The following is a 19786-nucleotide window of genomic DNA, read 5'->3' on the forward strand; positions in this document are numbered from 1 at the left end:
GTGGGGGCGCGCTTGGGCTTGTGCTTCCTCCTCCATACTGATGGTTTTTTCTTGGGCGGGGCCGTGTTGGTGGGTGGGGTTGCGGGCCCGACGGTGGTGGTGCGCCCGGTCAGCGCCAGGTGCCGGTGACGGTGCCACCGGCGGTGGAGGTGCGGTTCGCGCCGGACTCCCAGACGGTCTGCCCGTTGCCGATCTTCACGAGCTTCCACTGGAAGGACGTCCCGGCGGGGACGTTCACCGACCCGGTCCAGGTCGGATAGGTGGCCGAGTCGGTGCCCAGCCTGACCCCGGCGGTCGGGTTCCAGCTGCCCAGCTGGGGGATGGACCCGACCACGTAGACCTCCTGCCCCCAGTTGGTCTGCGCGGTGACCGAGAACCGGGTGGCACCCACCGGGGTGGTCGGGGTCGGGGTGGGGGTCACTGTGGGCGGCGGGGTCGTGCCGTCGGTACGGGCGTTCACGTGCAACGCCACCCCACGGTCGGCCGGAATGCTCGTGGTGAAGGAGCCGCCGTCGACGGAGACGGTGCCGCCGGTGCAGGCCCTCGTGCCGGTGTCGAAGGTGCCCCGGGCGACGTTGCAGTAGGTGCCGTTGGGCAGGTTGGTGGTGAAGGACCGGCTCCAGGCGCTTGCGGTGGCGTTGAAGGCCGCGTACCCCCGGTTGCCCCGGGCGAAGGCGAGCCGACCGTTGCCGTCGGTGACCTGGTTGGTGATGCCGGCGCCGGCGACCGCGTTGCGGAAGCTCGGCATCCCGGCGACCTGCTCGTTGCGGTGCTCGCAGATCCACTCCGAGTCGTTGCAGTTGGTGGCGTTCGTGGTGCCGTTGCCGCTGCTGGGCGGCCCCTGGCCGTGCACCGACCCGAACGCGTAGCTGGACATCAACTGCGGACGCCCGTACGGGTGGGCCATCATGAACGAGTCGGCCAGGTAGTAGCGGGCGCCGTTCTTGTAGGTGAGGGTGGGGCTCTCCCGCTGGGTGTCGTGGTTGTCGACGAACACGATCGCCTGGCCGGAGGTGAGCCCGCCGTAGTTCGGCATGTTGGCGAACTGTGCGATGTTGCCGTCCCGGAAGGCCGAGGCGACAGACCGCTGGTAGTCGAAGTTGGTCACCGCCCCGTACGGCGCGTACGCGGTGTAGGGGATGGTGGCGTCGCCGTACACCTCGTGGAACAGGTCCGGCTTGCCGCCGAAGCCCGGCACGTCGGCGAGCCGGCTGATGATGTCGGCCAGGTGCGACTCCTGGACGTGCTTGGCGGCGTCCACCCGGAACCCGGCCACCCCCAGGTCGATCACCGAGTTCATGTACTTGGCGACCTTGCGGCGTACCTCGGGGTCGGCGGTGTTCAGGTCGGCCAGGGCGAGCAGTTCGCAGTCCTGGACCTCGGTCTTGTCGTTCCAGTTGCTGATGGTCCGGTAGCAGGGGCCGAAGTCGGCGTACCGGTAGCTGTCACCGGAGCCGTCGTCGAACAGGTTCGGGTACTCGTACTTGCTGTAGACGGTGCCCGCGCTGCCAGGTCCGCTGCCCGCCGAACCGGTACCGCTCATGTGGTTGAGCACCATGTCGACATAGATCTTGACGCCCTCTGCCCGGCACCGCTGGACCATGTCGACGAACTCGGCGCGGGTGCCACGGCGGGTCTGGTCGATCCGGTACGACACCGGCTGGTAGTCCTGCCACCACGGGTAGGTGGCACCCTCCGCGTTCGGCAGCACCACGTGCTCCTGGGGTGGGGAGACCTGCACCCCGCCCCACCCGTTCGGGCCGAGGTTGTTCTCGCACTCCTGCGCCACGGAACTCCACCGCCACTGGAAGAGGTGGACGATCGAGTCGCCGTTGGCCTGGACGGCGGCGGTCTGTGCCACGGCCGGGGGACCGGCGGTGAGCGCTGTCAGGGTGGCGGCCACCATCGTGGCGGCCAGGGCGGCCGCGGGGAGGGCGACCTTCGGTCGGGAAAGTCTCATCGACGCTCCTGGGGGACGGGGGAGAGGTGCCGCGGGGACAGGGGGCGGCGGCAAGCTTCCTGCAAGTTACGCAAGAAGTTTCGGGTTGCCGAGACCGTAACAGTGATGCGGGTGATTGTGAACCACTGATTTCCTCGTTGGTCACCTGACGGAGATGGTTGCCGGGCCGGTGCAAGCAGGTGCAAGAGTTGCGGATCCCGGCGCGGCGCCCGTCGGCTCCCTATGCTCGGCACCATGGAACTGCGGATCTTCACCGAACCACAGCAGGGAGCCGACTACGAGCAGTTGCTCGCGGTGGCCCGCCGCGCGGAGGAAACCGGCTACGGCGCGTTCTTCCGCTCCGACCACTACCTGAAGATGGGCTCGGTGAGCGGCGATCCCGGTCCGACCGACGCGTGGACCACCCTGGCCGGGCTGGCCCGCGACACCGACCGGATCCGCCTCGGCACGCTGATGACCGCCGCCACCTTCCGACTCCCCGGCCCCCTGGCCATCACCGTCGCCCAGGTCGACGCCATGAGCGGAGGCCGGGTGGAGCTGGGCATCGGCACCGGCTGGTTCGCCGAGGAACACACCGCCTACGGGATCCCGTTCCCCTCCCTCGGGGAACGCTTCGACCGGCTGGAGGAACAGCTCGCGGTGATCACCGGCCTCTGGGCCACCCCGCCCGGCGAGACCTTCGACCACCCGGGCCGGTACTACCCGATCAGCGACTCACCGGCACTGCCCAAGCCGGTCCAGCGACCCCGCCCGCCGATCCTGCTCGGCGGCATGGGACCGAAACGGACGCCCCGGCTCGCCGCCCGCTACGCCGACGAGTTCAACCTGCCGTTCGTCTCCGTCACCGACACCGTCGCCCAGTTCGGGCGGGTCCGTGACGCCTGCGCCGAGATCGGCCGCGACCCCGCCGAGCTGACCTGGTCCAACGCCCTGGTCCTCTGCTGCGGACGCAACGAGGAGGAGATCGCCCGACGGGCCGCCGCCATCGGCCGGGAACCCGACGAGCTGCGAGCCAACGGGCTGGCCGGCACCCCCGCCGAGGTCGTCGACCGGCTCGGCGAGTACGCCGCAGTCGGCAGCCAGCGCGTCTACCTCCAGATCCTCGACCTGGCCGACCTCGACCACCTCGACCTCGTCGCCGCCGACGTCCTCCCCCAACTGGGGTAGTGACGCCCACGGTGGGCAGGGGGAACCCCTCTCACCTCCGTACGGTGACCACCTGCACGGTCCCGTCCAGGTGGTGGGTGACCATCGCCTGCCCGGCCTCGGTACGCGGCGGCGGACCCGGATGCGGCGACGGCGACGGCACCGGCCCGGGGACCGGAGCCGGCGTCGGCCCGGGGACCGGAGCCGGCGCGGTGCCGGTCGGAGCGGCCCATCCGGCGGTGTCGGTCGAGGGGGCCGGCCCGACCGGGTCGGTGGGTCCGTCGATGCCGGTCGGGTCGATCTCCTCCTCGGACGGGTAGACGTCGCCCCGGAGCGTGGGATCTCGGTAGCTGCTCATGGCCGTACCATTCCCCGCCGAAGGCGTCGACAATCGCCGACGGGCCTGGCCGGGGGAGCGGGGCGGGCGTATCGTCGCCGGAGTGTCGACGACGTTCAGTGGTACGGGCGACCCGCCCCGGCACAACTGGGCCGGCAACGTCAGTTACCGTGCCCGCCGCTTCCACCGGCCGACCACCCTCGACGAACTGCGGCGGCTGGTCGCCGACGGCACCCGGCTGCGCGCCGTCGGCAGCGGACACTCCTTCAACACCCTGGGCGACACCGAGGGTGACCTGGTCACCCTGACCGGGTTGCCGTCGACATTCCGTTTCGACAGGGAGCGGGGAACGGCCACCGTCGCCGCCGGACTGCGCTACGGGGACGTGGCGACCCGACTGCACACCCACGGGTACGCGCTGCCCAACCTCGCCTCCCTCCCGCACATCTCGGTGGCCGGTTCCATCGCCACCGGTACGCACGGCTCCGGGACGGGCAACGGCAACCTGGCCACCGCGGTGTCCGGGTTGACGCTCGTCACCGCCGACGGTGACCTCCTCCACGTCGACCGGGACACCCCCGACTTCGCCGGGATGGTCGTCTCCCTCGGTGCCCTCGGGGTGGTCACCGAGGTCACCCTCGACGTCGTGGAGACCTTCGAGGTGCGCCAGTACGTCCACCTCGACCTGCCCCGGGAGGCGCTCGACGAGGCCCTCGGCTCGGCGTACAGCGTCAGTGTGTTCACCGACTGGCGGTCGCCGCGTCTCGGGCAGGTGTGGCGCAAGCAGCTCGCTGCCGACAGGCCCCCACCGCCGGACTGGCTCGGGACGACTGCCGCCCGGACTCCGCAGCATCCGGTCCCCGGGATGCCGCCGGAGAGCTGCACCGTCCAGTTCGGTACGCCGGGACCCTGGCACGAGCGGCTGCCGCACTTCCGGCTCGGCTTCAACCCGAGCAACGGCGAGGAGTTGCAGTCGGAGCTGCACCTGCCCCGCCGGGCTGCGGCGGACGCGTTGCACGCCCTCGACCCGATCGCCGACCGGATCGCCGCCGTGGTGCAGATCTGCGAGGTACGCACCATCGCCGCCGACCAGCTCTGGCTGAGCCCCCAGTACGACCGGGACACGGTGGCCCTGCACTTCACCTGGATCGCCGACCCGGCTGCGGTGACACCTGTGGTGGCCGAGGTGGAGCAGCGGCTCGCCCCGTTCGCCCCCCGACCGCACTGGGGGAAGGTCTTCACAGTCGACCCGGCGACGCTCGCCGCCGCGTACCCCAGATGGCACGACTTCCTCGCCCTGCGCGCCCGCCTGGACCCGGGCGGGGTCTTCGACACCCCCGACCTGGACCGCTACCTGCCCCGCTGAACCCGGTCGGGCCGCCGAGCCGGAGCGGCCGACGGGTGCACCGGACCAGGTCTGGCCGCAACGGTCACCGGGAGGGGGAGAGCTGGTCACGTAGGGTGCCGCGCTGGACGGCCCGGCTGATGTCACTGGGCGAGACGATGCCGACCAGTTGCCCCCCGGTGACCACCAGGGCACGCCCGTCGGCGCAGGTGCTCAACCGGGGGAGCAGGTCGGTCAGCTCCTCCTCGGGGGCAGCCAGCACCAGGTCGCCGGCGCGGCACGCCACCTCGGACAGCCGGGTCGTGGCCCGCTGGTCGGTCGGGATCCCCCGGACCCGATCCAACGTGACCAACCCGACCGGCTCACCGTTCTCGGTCAGCGGCAGCGCCGTGTGCCGGTACGCGAAGAGGTAGTGGTCGACGAAGTCCGCCACCGTGATGTCCCCCGAGGCGGTCTGCGGCTGCGTGGTCATCACGTCGCCGACCCGGACACCCCGCAGGGCGCTGCCCATCCGGGCCTGACGCTCCTCCATCCCGGCCGCGCCGATCAGGAACCAGCCGATCAGCGCCAACCAGAGCCCACCGATGCCGGTGCCGACCAGGAACTGGAAGATCCCCAGCCCGATCAGCAGGACCCCGAGGATCCAGCCGGCCCGGGCCGCCACCACCGACGCCCTCGTCCGGTCCCCGGTGGCCTTCCAGACCGCGGCCCGCAACACCCGACCGCCGTCCAGCGGCGCGGCCGGCAGGATGTTGAAGACCGCGAGCAGGACGTTGATCCCGGCCAGCCAGGACAACACCCCGAGCAGCAGTCCGCCCCCGCCGGCCATCGCCACCGCCAGCGCGACCACCCCGAAGAGAACCCCGAGGAGCAGGCTGACGAGCGGCCCGACCCCGGCGATCCGAAGCTCGGCACCGGGGTCCTTCGCCTCGCCCTTCAGCTCCGCCACCCCGCCGAAGAGCCACAGGGTGATCCCCTCGACCTCGATGCCGTTGCGTTTGGCGACCACCGCGTGGGACACCTCGTGGGCGAGGAGACCGAGGAAGAAGACCACAGCGGCGGTCAACCCGGCCAGCACGTACAGCCAGCCCGGATGCCCCGGATAGGACCGGGGGAACTGGCTGGCCGACAGCGCCCAGGCGATCAGCGCGAAGATGACCAGGACACTCCAGTTCACCCCGACCGGTACGCCCACCACCCGTCCCAGCCGGAAGGTCGCCCTCATGCCCGTCTCGTACCCCGGAGGGCTGCGATCATTCCGCCGGTGACCTACCGCTCTCCGGGGTCAGCTCTGCGGCTGGGAGATGTTGACCATCCACGGGATGCCGAACCTGTCGACGCAGGCGCCGTAGAGATCGCCCCACATCTGCTTCTCCAACGGCATGGTGACTGTGGCTCCGGCGGAGAGCTTCTCCCACGCCTCCTCCAGCCCCTCGCCCGGGTCGCCGCTGAGCATGCACGTGATCGTGTCACCGGGGCGGTGTGTCATGCCGGGGGCGGTGTCGGAGGCCATCAGGGTGTATCCCCGGTCGGTGGCGAGCGACCCGTGCATCACCTTGTCGGCGAGGCCGGCTTCGGTCGTCCCGAACTCGCTGAACGTGGTGATCGACAGATCGCCGCCGAACACCGACCGGTAGAACTCCATCGCCTCCCGGGCGTTGCCGTCGAACGTCAGGTAAGGGTTCAGCTGGGACGCCATCGCAGGATCCTTCGGTCGAGTGACAGTCTCTCCGAGGAACGCTAACGTCGCCCTGCGACATCTTTCCCCGGTTTCACCTACCGCCCCCGTCCGGTCGGGCGGCGACTACCCGACCTGAGGGGGTTCGGTGGCCTGCAACCGGGGGTCCGGCTGCCCGCCGGCCATGGCGAGCATCCCCCGTACGACCCGCAGGAGCTTGAGCAGGTCCCGGGGCTTGCGACGGTCGAGACCGGCGACCACCTGCTTGAGGATGCTGAGCTGGTCGAAGTAGACCCGCTCGACGACCAGGTTCTCCTGCTCGTCGAAGACGAAGTACGCGGTCATCCGGGTGCGGTGCCGCCCACCGGTGGCCGGGATGGTGCCGAGCGGACCGAGGTGGGTGCCGATCAACCAGAACTCGACGATCACCGCGTCGTGGCTGTGCCGGATCGCGATGATCTCGTGGTGCTGGTCGGGAAAGGCGGTCCGGGTCTCCTGGTAGTAGTCGCGTACCGCCCCGTCCCCGTCGTGGACCTTCATCGAGGCGATCAACTCGTAGTGCGGGTGCGGGAAGGTCGACAGGACCTTGTCCCAGTCCTGACGGACCTCGTCCTCGAAGTGGTCGAGCACCAGCTTCTCCCGGGCTCGCAGCACGTCCTCGGGGGGAAGGGAGTAGATGGACACGCGGCAACCCTAGCCACCAGTGTGGACGAACCCCGCACCGGGATCGACGGAGGTGCGCCGCGTGCCGGATCGCCGTCGAGCTGAACGGCCCGCGCCTGTGCCGGGGCGCCGTCAGCGCTTGGCGGGCCTGTCGGAGGACGAGGAGGAACGGAACAGTCTCCGGAGGCTGAACCCGCCCGGCTGGGAAGGCTCGTGCTTGTTCCTGGCGGGGGCGGGGAACCGGTGGTTGCGGGGGATGACGGCCGCCGCAGCGGTCGCGGTGGACGGCGAGGCCAGGTCACTGATCCCCGACAGGTATCTGCCCGACCTCCGGGCCGAGGGTCCGGAGTCTGTCGGCATCGGAGGGGCAGGTGTGTCGGGCTCCCGCCCGGATGTCGTCGGAACGTCGTTCCAGGGGTTGCGGCGCAGACCACCGCCCGGTGTCTGGACCTGACCCATGTTGTACGCGGGTGAGTCGACGATGGGGGTGGCTGTCGTCCCGTTGGTCCCTGCCGAGTCCGGCACCCGGAACCCCTGCCGGTACGGGTCGACGTCGGTCTGGAGCCGGAGTCGGGCCACCCCGGCGACCTGCGTTCCGGGGAAGCCGACCTCCCGTGTCTCGGCGGGCCGGTGAGCCTGTCCAGGGGCACCGAAGCGTGGGTCGTGGTCGTGGGCGGGTCGGCCGCTCTGCCGGGGCAGTGGGGCACGGTCAGCGGATCCGGGTACGTCAGGGAGGCGCACTGTCACTCCTCGTGAGCGATCGGGTCTGGTCCCTGACTGGTACGCACCGACCCTGGCCTGCGGTTCAACGGGAGTCGGGGTTGCCTGCCGGCCGGGATTCGCCACAGAGCGTCATTCCGGTCCGAGAGTCGAGCCGACGTCGGCGTGCTTGCGCCGGGTCGTACGATCGGCGGGCCGTCCTTCCTGGACGGACGAACCGAGTGATCCCCCGCAGTTTCCCGATCCAGTGGAGCAGACATGGCTGACGCAGACCGATCCGCCTCGTTGGAGCAGGCACCGACGGCCGAAAGCCTGATCAACGAGCACAGCTTCAGGATGGTCTACGGTGCCCTGAAGACGTTGGAGAAGTCCGACTTCGACTGGCAGATCCGATACCCCGTCGAAGCTGCGCAACAGGAATTCGACAACTTGCGCAGTTCGAGCCACGCAGCGGCGACCGGTCAGGCCCCTGAGGCGGTCAAGGCAAGGCTCACCGCGGCGAAGCGGAACTTCCGGCAGCAGATCATCGATCACATCAAGGAGAACGGCCGGGAGATCGCCCTCGCGGAACTGCTCGCGCCCCGCCCTGCTGCCGAGGCCGCCAGGTACGTCGTTCCCGCACAGAGGAACGAAGTGCCCGCCCCGTACGGCCCGCGTGGCGGCAGCTCTGCTCGGCCGCACGCCCCGGGACAACCTCCCCAGGGCCGTACCCGGTGACCTGACCACCCGGACTCCGGCGTGAAGGTGTCCCGGGGTCCCGTGGGTTGACGATCATGGTGACAGGGGCTGTCGACGACCAGATGGCCGGTGTGGGGCGGGTAGGGTACGAGGGGCTGAGCCGGAAGCGGGTGGAGGGGTCGGCTGTGCGTGAGAACTCGCCGCGCTGGAAGCAGATCAACGCCAGTGCCTACACCTGGGAGCAGGACGGGCTGCGGGAACTGGCCGGATACCTGCCCGACGCTGATCCGTACCATGTCTGGGCGAACGTCGAGTTCGTCGGAACCGACGGCTCGATCAACGAGGTCGACGCCGTGGTGCTCACTCCGAGCGGGCTCTGGGTGCTGGAGCTGAAGCACTGGCAGGGTGAGATCCGAGGCGACGGCGCGCAGTGGGTGCGACGGACCCCGAACAGTCGACTCGTTCCCGAAGACAATCCCTACGTCCTGGCCAACAGGAAGGCCAAGCGACTTGCCAGCCTGATCCGCTACTACGCCAGGCAGCAGGGACGGCAGGAGGAGGCTCCGTACGTCGGGGCTGCGGTGTTTTTGCACGCCCGTGGAATGCGGGCGGAGCTCGACGCGCTCGGCGGTCACCACGTCTACGGGCTCGACGCGCACGACTGTGGGCTGCCCAGCCTGAAGGACTTCCTGATGGCGGCACCCCGCAACCCGGCGCACCTTGTGGGGGAGGAACGGGGCCGGCAGATCGTGGAGCTGGTCCGAGGCGCGAAGATAAAGCCGTCGGTGGCGGACCGGAAGGTCGGCCAGCACCTGCTGCACCCGAAGCCTTTCGCCGAGGGCCTCGGATGGCAGGACTTCCTCGCCGGTCACACCCTGGACACGTCACTGGTCCGGCGGGTGCGGTTCTATCTGACCAGCCGCGCGGCCGAGCACGAGGTGCCGAGCATCCGCAAGGCGGCCGAGCGGGAGTTCCGCCTGCTGCAGGGCATCCACCACCCGGGGGTGGCCCAGGCCCTCGACCTGGTCGAGCACTCCTGGGGGCCGGCGGTCGTCTTCCACCACGAGAAGGAGTGGGTACGACTCGACCAGTGGTTGCTCCGTCGGGGCGACGCGCTGACGCTGGCCCAGCGGCTGCGTCTGGTGCAGGAACTCGCCGAGATCATCGACTACGCGCACTCCCGGCGACTGGTCCACCGGGCACTCTCGCCTCGGGCGATCTTCGTCAAGGACCCGGACGGGCCGTCGCCGACCCTGGTGGTGACGGACTGGCAGACCGGCGGCCGGGTGACGGTGACCAGCCTGACCCGGCTCGGCCCGTCCAGCGACCCGGCCAGCCTGGAGCTCTTCTTCGACGACGAGGTGCGCCGTTACCAGGCCCCGGAGGCCGAGAACGCCACCCGGCTGCCCGGTCACCAACTCGACGTCTTCTCCCTCGGCGCGCTGGCGTACCGGATCTTCGCCGGGATGGTTCCGGCCGCCACCCGCGAGGAACTGGTCGACGCCGTCCGCGACAGCGGACTGCGGCTCGACGCCGCCGTCGACGGCATGCCTGACACCTTGGTCAAGCTGGTCTACGACGCGAGCCGGGGTGACCCGGGGCAGCGTCTGTCGGCAGCGTCGACCTTCCGGTCGCGGCTGGCGGAGGTGTGGGAGGAGTTGACCGCACCGGACCCCGATCCGGTGGTCGATCCGCTCGGCGCCCATCGAGGTGACCTGCTCGACGGCGGATTGACGGTCAAGGACCGGCTCGGGTCCGGTGCCACCGCCGTGGCCCTCCTGGTGACCCGGGAGGGAGAGGGGCCGGCCCTGGTCCTGAAGGTGGCCCGGGACGAGCAGCACGAGGAGCGGTTGACCGCAGAGGCGCGCACCCTCGCAGGGTTGAAGCACCCGCAGGTGGCCGCGCTTGTCGAGGGCCCGGTGCGGGTCGGCGGCCGGACCGCACTGCTGATGGAGTCCGCCGGGGACCGGACCCTGGCAGAGGAGTTGCGCGGCGGCCGGCTCGCCCTGGACCTGCTCGAACGGTACGGGCGGGATCTGCTGGACATCGTGAACTACCTGGACGGGCAGGGGGTCTGGCACCGGGACCTCAAGCCCGCCAACCTGGCGGCCCGCCCCCGGCCGAAGGACAAGCAGCAACACCTCTGTGTCTTCGACTTCTCCCTCTCGGCCACCCCGGCGGACCAGGTGGGAGCGGGAACCGTCGGATATCTGGACCCGTTCCTGGGCCCACCACGTCGGCTGCGCTACGACGCGGCGGCGGAGCGGTTCGCCGCCGCCGTCGTCCTGTACGAGATGGCCACCGGCACCCTTCCCCGGTGGGGCGACAACGCCAACCCGGCGGTGATCAGCGACGAGGTGACCCTCGATCCGGCCGCCTTCGACCCGGCGGTGGCCGACCGGCTGGTGGGGTTCTTCCGGCGGGCGTTGGCCCGGGACGCGGCTGCCCGGTTCGACACCGTCGACGAGATGACCGACACCTGGCGGGCCATCTTCCAGCAGGTGCCGCAGCCTGCCGTCACCCCGGTCGGGCCGGTGCCGCCGGTGGTGGGGGTGACTGTCGAGTCGCCGTTGACGGCCACAGACCTGACCGCCCGGGCCCGTTCGGCCCTGGAACGGCTCGGTCTGCACACGGTCGGTGAGCTGTTGGACGCCGAGCCGTCCGCGTTGACCCGGGCCAAGGGTGTGCCGGACGCCACCCGTAAGGAGATACTCGCCCAGGCCCGGGCGCTGCGGGCGGTGCTGACCGACGACGACGGCGAGTCGTCTCCGGCCGGCGACCAGCCGGTGGCGCAGGGGGTCGAGGCGCTCTGCGCCACCCTGCTGCCGGGCCCCAGCTCGCAGAACCACCGGGCCCTCGCGGTGCTGCTCGGGCAGGTGCCGACGGAGAAGGGCCAGTTCCTGTCCTGGCCGGCACAGACCGACGCGGCCAAGGTGACCGGTCGGTCCCAGCCGCAGATCTCGAAACTGCTCGCCACCTGGTCGAAGACGTGGTTGACCAACCCGGCGTTGACGGCGGTACGCGACGAGATCGCCGCCCTGCTCGACACCCGGGGCGCGGTCATGTCGGCCGAGGAACTGGCCCGGGCGTTGATCGCGGTGCGGGGCTCGTACACCTCGGGGCCGAAGCGGCTGCCGCAGGCGATCGGGTTGGTCCGCGCCGCCGTCGAGGCCGAGCTGAGCACCGGGGGCGACTCCCGGGTGGCCATCCACCGCTTTCGGGCCTCGGGGATCGTCCTGGTCGGCCGGGAGCCGGACGATCCAGCCGCAGAGCTCACCGCTGCCGACTTCCTCGGGTACGTGGTGGAGCTGGGTGACCGGGCTGTCGAGTTGGCCGCCGCCGATCCTCTGCCGACCCCGTACCGGGTCGTCGAGGAGCTGCGCCGACTGGTGCCACCCGACGGGATGCCGACGCTGTCGGACCTGAGACTGACCCAGCTCGCCGCAGCCGGATCCAACGACCGGGTCGACCTGAACGCCCAGGGGCAGCTTTACCCGGTGGGCATGCCGGCGGAGCGGGCCCTGGAGTTGTCGATCGGCACCCTGGTCGGTCAGCGGCTCGGCGCGGCCCGGCTCCGGGAGCGGGTGCAGGGCCGCTTCCCCCGGGCACAACCGCTGCCGGGGCGGAGGACCCTCGACGATCTGATCGACGCGGCCAAGGTTCCGCTGACCTGGCACCCGGACGACCGGGTGTACCTCCCGGTGACCGCACCGACCTCGGCGACCGGAACCCGGATGCCCACCACCCACGCGCCGCTGCTCGGCCGCTCCGCCGCCGACGAGGTGGCCGCCCGGCTCGCCGACGCCGTGGACCGCCACGGTTTCCTGACGGTGCTCGCCCCGTGGCGTCGACTGGTCGACTCCCGGCGAGCCCTGCTGGCCCGACTGCCGCTGACCGAGGTGGACGTCACGGCGATCCTGCTGGACCGACTGCGGGCCCAGGGACTCCCCTGGGAGTTGATCGTGGCGGCGGACAACGGCCAGCCGCTGGATCCCGACTTCCGGAGCCTGGTCGACCTGGTCCGCCACGACGTGGTCCCGGCGGTCGGAGCGGCGATCGCCGCCGCCGACGGGCCGGTACTGATCACCGAGGCCGCTCCACTGGCCCGCTACGGTCAGCTCGAACTCGTCGCGGAACTCGCCGACCCGACCCGACCCCGCCCGGCGGCCCGGCTGCTCCTCGCGCCCGCCCACCGGGTCAACCCGGTGGTACTGGACGGGGTCCAGCTCCCGCTGACCACACCGGCCAGCCAGTCCCTCTGGCTCGCCGGCGACTGGATCGACGCCACCCTGCCGCAGGTCCGGGCCGGGTGATCATTCCGCTGTGCCGGCTGGGACCACCCAGGTGGTGGGCTGCCCGGTGATCGAGGTGATCAGGTCGAAGTCGCCGTCGTAGTGCAGGACCGTGGCTCCGTGCCGTTCGGCAGTGGCGGCGATCAATAGATCCGCCATGGACAACGCTCGGTGGTTGCCCTTGTATAGCGCCTGCACCTGGACGTCGATCGCTCGATCCCAGACCTCGTCGGGCATTGGTAACCACCTGAATCCGCCGAGTAGCCACCTGGCTCGCTGAGCATCCTTGGCGGTGCGGGCGCTGTGGATGACCTCGATCTCGATTGCCCCGCAAACGGCGAGTAACCCCCGGTCGGACAGCTCGCCGAGCACCGCAGCCACCCGTGGTTTCGGCCAGCGAGCGAGAGCTGACTTGTCGAGCAGGTAGGGCCCGTGACTCACGCCGCGTCCGGCTTGGCGGTGTCGACGGGACCGGTCAGATCGGGCAGCCCCCCACTCTTGAGCCAGTCGGCGAACTGCCGTCGCTTCTCCCGGTCGACGACAGCCTTGAGAGCGGCGTTCACGGTGGCCTTCTTGGTCGTGGTGCCTAGGAGTTTGCTCGCTTCGGCGAGCAGTTCGTCATCGACGTCCAGGATCGTCCGGCTCACGGTTCACTCCTCCGGGTAGGCGACACGGGCGCATGATATCAAATAAACATCAGTTTGATATCACGGCGTTTCGAGATCGCCGTCTGACCCCGGGTGGGTGACCTGCGGGCCCGGCTACCAGTAGCCGGCCCGGTGCACCCATCTGCTGAAGTCGCTGCTTGAGCTGCAGGTCGTCGGTGGTCTGCCGAACGACGGCTCGTTCAGTGTGCTCACCGCGGACGGGGCGAAACGGGTCCTGGCCAGCCACGGTATCCCTACGCGGGCGTGGTCGGGGCTGCAGCAGTCCCGGCCCGAGCTGTTCGTGGAGGAGCGGACCCGGCTGCTGGAGGAACAGATGCGGGCGTTCGCGGCCGGCATCGGGGTTCCGCTCGGCGACCGCCTCGAAGGGGTGGCCGACGACGACTCGGCGGAGTAGTGGTGGCGGGAGCGGCAGGCCATAGAATCTGGCGGTGCCAACGGTGAGGGTGTTGCAGGACCAGGACAAGAAGCTCGTGGAGGACCTGAAGAAGGGCGTCCTCGGCAAACTCGTCGACGACCTCCGGGTGCAGGTCGCAGGGAATGCGGAGCTGCGGGCGGAGCTGCGTCAGGAGCACCGGGACGCGAAGGCGGCCGAGCGGGTCGGGGCGAGCTTCGAGACCTGGCTGGAGGACGTCCTCGACCAGGCGGCTGTCGCCTGGGTGCTCGGGTGTGTGTTCGTCAGGTTCTGCGAGGACAACGACCTGCTCACCGAGAAGCTGTGGATCGGTGGGGCCGATCCGGCGGCCCCGGCCGAGACGGCGATCCAGCACCGGCAGGCGTACCTGATCGCGAACCCCCGGCACAACGACCGGCACTGGTTGCAGGAGGCGTTCCGCTACCTGGCCGAGCTGCGGGCAACCGCCAAGATCTTCGACAAGCGAAACCCGGTCTGGCGGTTCGACCTCTCCGGCCCGGCGGCCGAGGAGCTCAGCGACTTCTTCCGGCGAGGACCCGGCCAGGTGTCGCTGCGCCGTGACGACCTGGACACCCGGTTCCTCGGCGACCTCTACCAGGACCTGTCGACCCACGCGAAGAAGACGTACGCCCTGTTGCAGACCCCGGAGTTCGTGGAGAGGTTCATCCTCGACCGGACCTTCGAGCCGGCGGTGAAGGAGTTCGGCCTCAGCGAGACCAGCGTCATCGACCCGACCTGCGGTTCCGGCCACTTCCTGCTCGGGGCCTTCGGCCGGCTGTTCGACAAGTGGCGGGACCGGGAACCCGCCACCGACGTCAAGATCCTCGCCGAACGGGCCCTCGGCCAGGTGACCGGGGTGGACATCAACGCCTTCGCGGTGGCCATCGCCCGGTTCCGGCTGCTGATCGCCGCCATGAAGGTCACCAACTCCCGCAAGCTCGAACGCACCCCGGCCTGGCCCATCCGAGTCGCCACCGGCGACTCCCTGCTCCCCTGGGAACCGTTCCGCTCCCGAGCCCAGGGCGACCTGATGAAGGTGCTGGAGAACCAGCAGTCCGGGGCCAGTGAGGAAGAAGAGCAGGAAAAGAAGATCTTCGCGTACGACAGCGAGGACGCCGACCTGCTCGCGGAGTACCTGGCGGAGAACAGTTACACGGTGGTGGTCGGCAACCCGCCCTACATCACCGTCGCCGACGGCACCCGCAGCAAGCTCTACCGGGGCATTTACAAGACGGTCTGCCACCGGCAGTACGCGTTGACGGTGCCGTTCGCCAAGCGCTTCTTCGACCTGGCGAAGTGGTCCGACGAGCACGGCGAGGGGGCCGGGCACGTCGGCCAGATCACCGGCAACGCCTTCATGAAGCGCGAGTTCGGCAAGAAGCTCATCGAGGACTACTTCGCCCACGAGGTCGAGCTGACCGAGGTCATCGACACCTCCGGTGCCTACATTCCCGGCCACGGCACCCCCACCGTCATCCTCATCGGCCGCCCCAACAAACGCCGCCGTTCCCCGGTCCTCCGTACCGTCCTCGGCATCCGAGGCGAACCCTCGACCCCGAACGATCCAGCCGATGGTCATGTGTGGAAAGCCATAGTTCAGCAAATCGAGGAGCCGGATTCAGAATCGTCCTGGATCAGTGTTACTCATCTGCCGCGCAAGCGGTTCGCGGTTCATCCCTGGAGCCTGTCTGGTGGTGGCTCTGTGGAGCTGATGGCTGCGCTGACAGCCGCTCAGACTTCTGTTCTAAGCGAGCGAATCGAAGCGGTAGGACGCACTACGCATACAGGGCTGGACGATGCTTTCTATGTCCCAGATTTCTCATTAAAGACGAGGCGCTTGGATGAAGCAGGCGTGCCGGTTGTTCTCGGTGAAGACGTTCGCGATCACACTCTTTTGGCCAGGCTGTGGACGCTCTTCCCATATGATCATCTCGGTCAGGCGCGAGTTGTAGCAGACAACGAATCCAGATTCTACTGGCCGATGCGCACCTCCCTGCGGCTGCGGGTGGACTTCGAGCAGACTCCCGAGCAGCGAGGGCTCCGCTGGTTCGATCACAGTATGTTTTTCGCCAAGCGTTATCGGGTCCCGTTGTCGATTGCTTTTGCGTTTGTGGCTACGCATAATCATTTTGTGTTGGACCGGGGTGGGAAGGTCTTTAAGCAGTCAGCGCCGGTGATCAAGTTGGCGGAGGGGGCGACGGAGGACGATCATCTGCGGCTGCTCGGGGTGTTGAACAGCTCGACCGCCTGCTTCTGGCTCAAGCAGGTGAGTCAGCCTAAGGGCGGCACGGCCAACTCCAGTGGTGGCGGCAATCGGCTTAGTCCAGAGCCCTGGTACGAGCGATACGAGTTCACCGGGACGAAGCTGGAAGAGTTTCCGTTGCCGTCGGCGTACCCGGTGGGGAGGACTCGGGAGGTCGATGGGCTGGCGCAGCGGTTGGCTGCCTTGACCCCGGCGGCGGTGGCCGCCTCGGGGGTGCCGACCCGGCAGCGGCTCGCGGAGGCCGAGGGGGAGTACCGGTCGGTGCGGGCGCGGATGATCTCCTTGCAGGAGGAGTTGGACTGGGAGGTCTACCGGCTCTACGGGCTGATCGACGAGGATCTGACCTGCGTCGATCCGCCGGAGTTGGCGTTGGGGGAGCGGGCCTTCGAGATCGTCCTGCACACCAGTGGGGCGCAGACCGAGTGGTTCAACCGGCACGGGTCGACGCCGATCGACCGGCCGAAGGCGGAGTGGACTGAGGAGTACCGGGCGCTGGTCGAGAAGCGGCTTGCCACGATCGCCGACAACCAGCACATCAAGCTGATCGAGCGGCCGGAGTGCAAGCGGAGGTGGTCCACCGATGGGTGGGCGGAGATGCGGAAGGAAGCCCTGCGGGGCTGGCTGCTTGACCGGTTGGAGGCCCCGGAGCTGTGGGGTGGGCCGCCGACGCCGTTGTCGGTGGCGCAGCTCGCCGACCGGGTCGCCGGTGACCAGGACTTCCGCGCGGTGTTGGAGCTGTACGTCGGGCACGACAGCTACGACCTGACCCGGGAGCTGCGGGACCTGGTGGCCGATCAGCATGTGCCGTACCTGCCGGTGCAGCGGTACAAGCCGGGAGGGCTGCGCAAGCGGGCCCAGTGGGAGCGGAGCTGGGAGTTGCAGCGCCGGGAGGATGCGGGGGAGACCGTCGAGATCCCGGTACCGGCGAAGTACACCTCGGCGGACTTCGTCCGGCCCTCGTACTGGAAGGCGCGGGGGAAGCTGGACGTGCCGAAGGAACGGTTCATCTCGTACCCGGAGGCGGGGCGGGACACCGACGGCACCGAGCTGCTCGGCTGGGCCGGGTGGGACCACGTGGCCCAGGCCCAGGCCCTCGCCACCGTCTTTCAGAGCAGGAAGACCCAGGAGGCCTGGCCGGCGCACCGGCTGCTGCCGCTGCTCGCCGGGCTGGCCGAGATCGAGCCCTGGCTGCACCAGTGGCATGCCGAGGAGCGACCCGAGTACATGGACAGCTCGCCGGCCGACTTCTTCACCATGTTCATCGACAACGAGGTGCGGCAGCTCAGCTCCGACCGGAATGCGCTGTCACTGCTCAGAGGGGTGCCGGAGCTGCCCTGAGGTCAGCCCGAATGATCGGCTGGAAACAGCCTCATGATCGGCCTAAGATGACGGCTCGACTCGACATTCGTCGAACTGCTGAACGTCCTGGGAGAAGTCGTCATGACCGATGTTCCGACGAAACCGGACGAATCCGATGACGATGCGGCCCGGAAGGATATCGATCGGGAACGGGCCGAGCTGCGGGAGTTCATCAAGGGGCTGAGACCGGACGATGTCAAGTCGGGCAACTGGTTCGAGAAGCTCGTCGCGCAGGCCCTGAGCACCTACACCACGAAGGTCGACTGGCAGTACTTCCAAGAGAAGTACAAAGGTGTACCGGCGGACGGCATCGTCGAGCAGCGGATCACGATGGCCTCTCGGTACGCCGCCCTCGAAGGCGGGCTCTCGGCCGGGGCGTATTCGGCGGCGGTCGCCGCCACCATCGGCAGCGCCGGAGGTGCCTCTCCGTTGGCCCTGCCGGCCGCGGCGGTGACCCTCATGGTCGACCTGACCTACATCACCCAGCTTCAGCTTCGCCTGGCCTACGACATCTCCGTGCTGTACCGCGTCCCGCTCGATGTGTCCGACCCTGACGACATGTGGAAGCTCATCCGGGTGGCCTTCACCATCAAGGGCGGGGAGGTGGCGCGTGAGGGCGTCACGAAGTCGGTCCCGTTCGTGGTGCGCCCGCTGGTCAAGCACTTTTACTCCAAGAACGTTCTGGTAGCGGCGAAAGGTCTTCCCGTCGTCGGCAAGCACCTCCTCCAACGGAATGTCATCAAGGTCGGTATCCCCCTGGTCGGCATTCCGCTTGCTGTCGTGCTGAACCGCTACACGACGTTGGTCGCGGGTCGGCACGCGCGAGCGGTGTTCCGCAACGAGGCTCGGGTGATCGAGCTGGCCGGGAGGCTGAGCAGTCAGAGCCGGTATCCGCAGCTGATGCTCTGGGTCGCGTGGCTCGTCATCACCGCAGATCACAAGGTCGGTGACGACGAGACGCTGCTTATGAGGCACCTGGCCCGGATCGTCCGTGAGGAGCGCGGAGTGGTCGATGATCAACTAGCAAACGTTGTCGACATCGACCCCGAGGATGTGTGGAAGCGTCTGGACGCCGAGCCCGGGGACCTCACTCAGCTTCTCGACGTCGCTCACCGGGTGGCCACCGTGGATGGTGATCTCACCGCGCGCGAGAAGGAAGTCATCGCCGAGCTCTCCGACCGCTGCCGTCGGGCGTGAAGTCCGCGCGGTCGGCAGCGCCTCGTCGGGTACGCGATCGAGCAGCTCCGGGGAGTGCCGGAGCTGCCGTGCCCCTTCGGCTTCTATTAAGGATGTCGGGTAGCGGTAGCATCACCGGGTGCCCGAGATGTTTCAGGTCGACCGGGTCGACCGTATCGCCGATATCCTCTAGGGGGTCGCCATGGCCACGGGGCTTATCAGGTATGCCCCACCGGCAAGGCGGGTCGGGCTCCGCCGACTTTCCAGGGGGCTTCCTGGACAAGGTGTCCACCAGGGCTGCTGAGAAGGGTGAGCCCTTGTGGAGCGCCTTCGTGGTGGCGAAGGAATCCGGAAAGCCCAGCTCCGGCTTGTGCGGGTTGGCCCGGACGGTGCGCCCGGAGTGCAGCGAGTTGAGAGACGACGAGGTGTGGACCCGGGAGCGGGAACGCGGCTACGCCGCCGAATCGTGAGGGAACTCGGTTCTCCCGGCCTCATTCCACAGTATGGAGCTTTTTCGATGGTCCCTCCCGAGTGGCAACCTTTCGACAGAGTGGAGCCGCCGAAGGTCTCCTGGAAGCGTGCGAAGCGAGTCGTGGCAAGCGCCACAGCGATCGGCGGTCTCCTGAGCATCAACAGCTGGGACGCTCGATCGCGGTGGGTATACGGCTCGCACAACAACGAGCGGCGGGTACGCCAGCTCCGCTCGACCAAGCCACATGGATTCGATCCGAACGGTGACCCCTGGTACTCCGCTGTGCTCTACCCCGCGCCACCGGATCCGATATACGGGATTGACAACCTGGTGGGCTTGGTGGCATGGCTGGGGCATATCGGCTGCCTCTGGCCTGGCGGGGATAGTGACCTGATGCTGCCCCTGGTCCGGGAGCTCGGTCGAGAGTCCCGGCATTTCGTCGTGCCCGTGTTCTTCGGTGTGGACGACGAAAGCGAGCTGAGCAAGCCGACTGTGTTGCTGCCGCACGCCGAGGATGTGCAGCGTATGACCCATCAGGCTCGCTGACTCAGCTCGTCCCTCCTGAAGAGCAGGGGTCGGGCTCCCCACCGCATCAGGGTTCGGATGCCCGGGATTGC

At 69.0% G+C, this 19786-nt stretch carries 16 protein-coding genes and 1 pseudogene; 9 read left to right on the forward strand and 8 right to left on the reverse strand.

What is annotated here, in order from left to right; genetic code table 11:
- Positions 1 to 109 precede the first annotated feature (109 nt).
- Positions 110 to 1960, reverse strand: coding sequence for a carbohydrate-binding module family 20 domain-containing protein (locus ABT336_RS00970; RefSeq protein WP_350894402.1), 1851 nt, complete (start codon positions 1958 to 1960; stop codon positions 110 to 112).
- Positions 1961 to 2194: 234 nt separating this feature from the next.
- On the opposite strand from ABT336_RS00970, the gene ABT336_RS00975 reads away from it, so the two are divergent.
- The gene (locus ABT336_RS00975) at positions 2195 to 3127 is read left to right on the forward strand and encodes an LLM class F420-dependent oxidoreductase (protein WP_350894403.1); all 933 of its coding nucleotides are present in this window, start codon (positions 2195 to 2197) and stop codon (positions 3125 to 3127) included.
- A gap of 43 nt (positions 3128 to 3170) precedes the next feature.
- Here the strand turns inward: ABT336_RS00975 and ABT336_RS00980 are convergent.
- Positions 3171 to 3464: pseudogene (locus tag ABT336_RS00980) on the reverse strand (hypothetical protein); the annotation flags it as partial.
- Positions 3465 to 3546: 82 nt separating this feature from the next.
- Between ABT336_RS00980 and ABT336_RS00985 the strand changes: the two are divergent.
- Positions 3547 to 4809, forward strand: a complete 1263-nt coding sequence (locus tag ABT336_RS00985) for a D-arabinono-1,4-lactone oxidase (protein ID WP_350894405.1) — start codon at positions 3547 to 3549, stop codon at positions 4807 to 4809.
- 64 nt (positions 4810 to 4873) lie between these two features.
- Here the strand turns inward: ABT336_RS00985 and ABT336_RS00990 are convergent, their stop codons facing one another.
- The 4 genes from ABT336_RS00990 to ABT336_RS01005 all read right to left on the reverse strand — a co-directional run bounded on the left by ABT336_RS00990 (position 4874) and on the right by ABT336_RS01005 (position 7870).
- Positions 4874 to 6013 (reverse strand): site-2 protease family protein, encoded by a 1140-nt coding sequence (locus ABT336_RS00990; protein WP_350894406.1) that lies wholly within the window; start codon positions 6011 to 6013, stop codon positions 4874 to 4876.
- A 60-nt stretch (positions 6014 to 6073) separates the two neighbouring features.
- Positions 6074 to 6487, reverse strand: a complete 414-nt coding sequence (locus ABT336_RS00995; protein ID WP_350894407.1) for a VOC family protein — start codon at positions 6485 to 6487, stop codon at positions 6074 to 6076.
- A 105-nt stretch (positions 6488 to 6592) separates the two neighbouring features.
- Positions 6593 to 7150, reverse strand: a complete 558-nt coding sequence (locus ABT336_RS01000) for an ester cyclase (protein WP_350894408.1) — start codon at positions 7148 to 7150, stop codon at positions 6593 to 6595.
- 111 nt (positions 7151 to 7261) lie between these two features.
- The gene (locus ABT336_RS01005; RefSeq protein WP_350894409.1) at positions 7262 to 7870 is read right to left on the reverse strand and encodes a hypothetical protein; all 609 of its coding nucleotides are present in this window, start codon (positions 7868 to 7870) and stop codon (positions 7262 to 7264) included.
- Positions 7871 to 8107: 237 nt separating this feature from the next.
- Here ABT336_RS01005 and ABT336_RS01010 point away from each other — a divergent pair, with 237 nt between their 5' ends.
- Both ABT336_RS01010 and pglW read left to right on the forward strand, forming a co-directional pair.
- Positions 8108 to 8566 carry a hypothetical protein gene (locus tag ABT336_RS01010; RefSeq protein WP_350894410.1) on the forward strand — a complete coding sequence of 153 codons (459 nt, stop codon included), beginning with the start codon at positions 8108 to 8110 and terminating at the stop codon, positions 8564 to 8566.
- A 56-nt stretch (positions 8567 to 8622) separates the two neighbouring features.
- The gene (gene pglW, locus ABT336_RS01015; RefSeq protein WP_350894411.1) at positions 8623 to 12840 is read left to right on the forward strand and encodes a BREX system serine/threonine kinase PglW; all 4218 of its coding nucleotides are present in this window, start codon (positions 8623 to 8625) and stop codon (positions 12838 to 12840) included.
- Here pglW and ABT336_RS01020 read toward each other — a convergent pair whose 3' ends face one another.
- The gene (locus tag ABT336_RS01020; RefSeq protein ID WP_350894412.1) at positions 12841 to 13260 is read right to left on the reverse strand and encodes a PIN domain nuclease; all 420 of its coding nucleotides are present in this window, start codon (positions 13258 to 13260) and stop codon (positions 12841 to 12843) included. It abuts the gene before it with no gap.
- Positions 13257 to 13466, reverse strand: coding sequence for a type II toxin-antitoxin system VapB family antitoxin (locus ABT336_RS01025; RefSeq protein ID WP_350894413.1), 210 nt, complete (start codon positions 13464 to 13466; stop codon positions 13257 to 13259). The genes ABT336_RS01020 and ABT336_RS01025 overlap by 4 nt, the downstream gene beginning before the upstream one ends.
- A gap of 205 nt (positions 13467 to 13671) precedes the next feature.
- On the opposite strand from ABT336_RS01025, the gene ABT336_RS01030 reads away from it, so the two are divergent.
- From ABT336_RS01030 to ABT336_RS01050, 5 genes are all read left to right on the forward strand, one after another.
- Positions 13672 to 13881 (forward strand): hypothetical protein, encoded by a 210-nt coding sequence (locus ABT336_RS01030; protein ID WP_350894414.1) that lies wholly within the window; start codon positions 13672 to 13674, stop codon positions 13879 to 13881.
- A 34-nt stretch (positions 13882 to 13915) separates the two neighbouring features.
- Positions 13916 to 17500 (forward strand): BREX-2 system adenine-specific DNA-methyltransferase PglX, encoded by a 3585-nt coding sequence (pglX, locus tag ABT336_RS01035; RefSeq protein ID WP_350894415.1) that lies wholly within the window; start codon positions 13916 to 13918, stop codon positions 17498 to 17500.
- A gap of 102 nt (positions 17501 to 17602) precedes the next feature.
- Positions 17603 to 18718, forward strand: a complete 1116-nt coding sequence (locus tag ABT336_RS01040; protein WP_350894416.1) for a TerB family tellurite resistance protein — start codon at positions 17603 to 17605, stop codon at positions 18716 to 18718.
- 311 nt (positions 18719 to 19029) lie between these two features.
- On the forward strand, positions 19030 to 19167 hold the full coding sequence (locus tag ABT336_RS01045; RefSeq protein ID WP_350894417.1) for a hypothetical protein: 138 nt from the start codon (positions 19030 to 19032) through the stop codon (positions 19165 to 19167).
- An 80-nt stretch (positions 19168 to 19247) separates the two neighbouring features.
- A complete protein-coding gene (locus tag ABT336_RS01050) occupies positions 19248 to 19715 on the forward strand; it encodes a hypothetical protein (RefSeq protein ID WP_350894418.1) in 468 nt (155 codons plus the stop codon).
- Positions 19716 to 19786: the final 71 nt, after the last annotated feature.

The sequence above is a fragment of the Micromonospora sp. NPDC000207 genome (assembly GCF_040300925.1).
Classification (GTDB): domain Bacteria; phylum Actinomycetota; class Actinomycetes; order Mycobacteriales; family Micromonosporaceae; genus Micromonospora.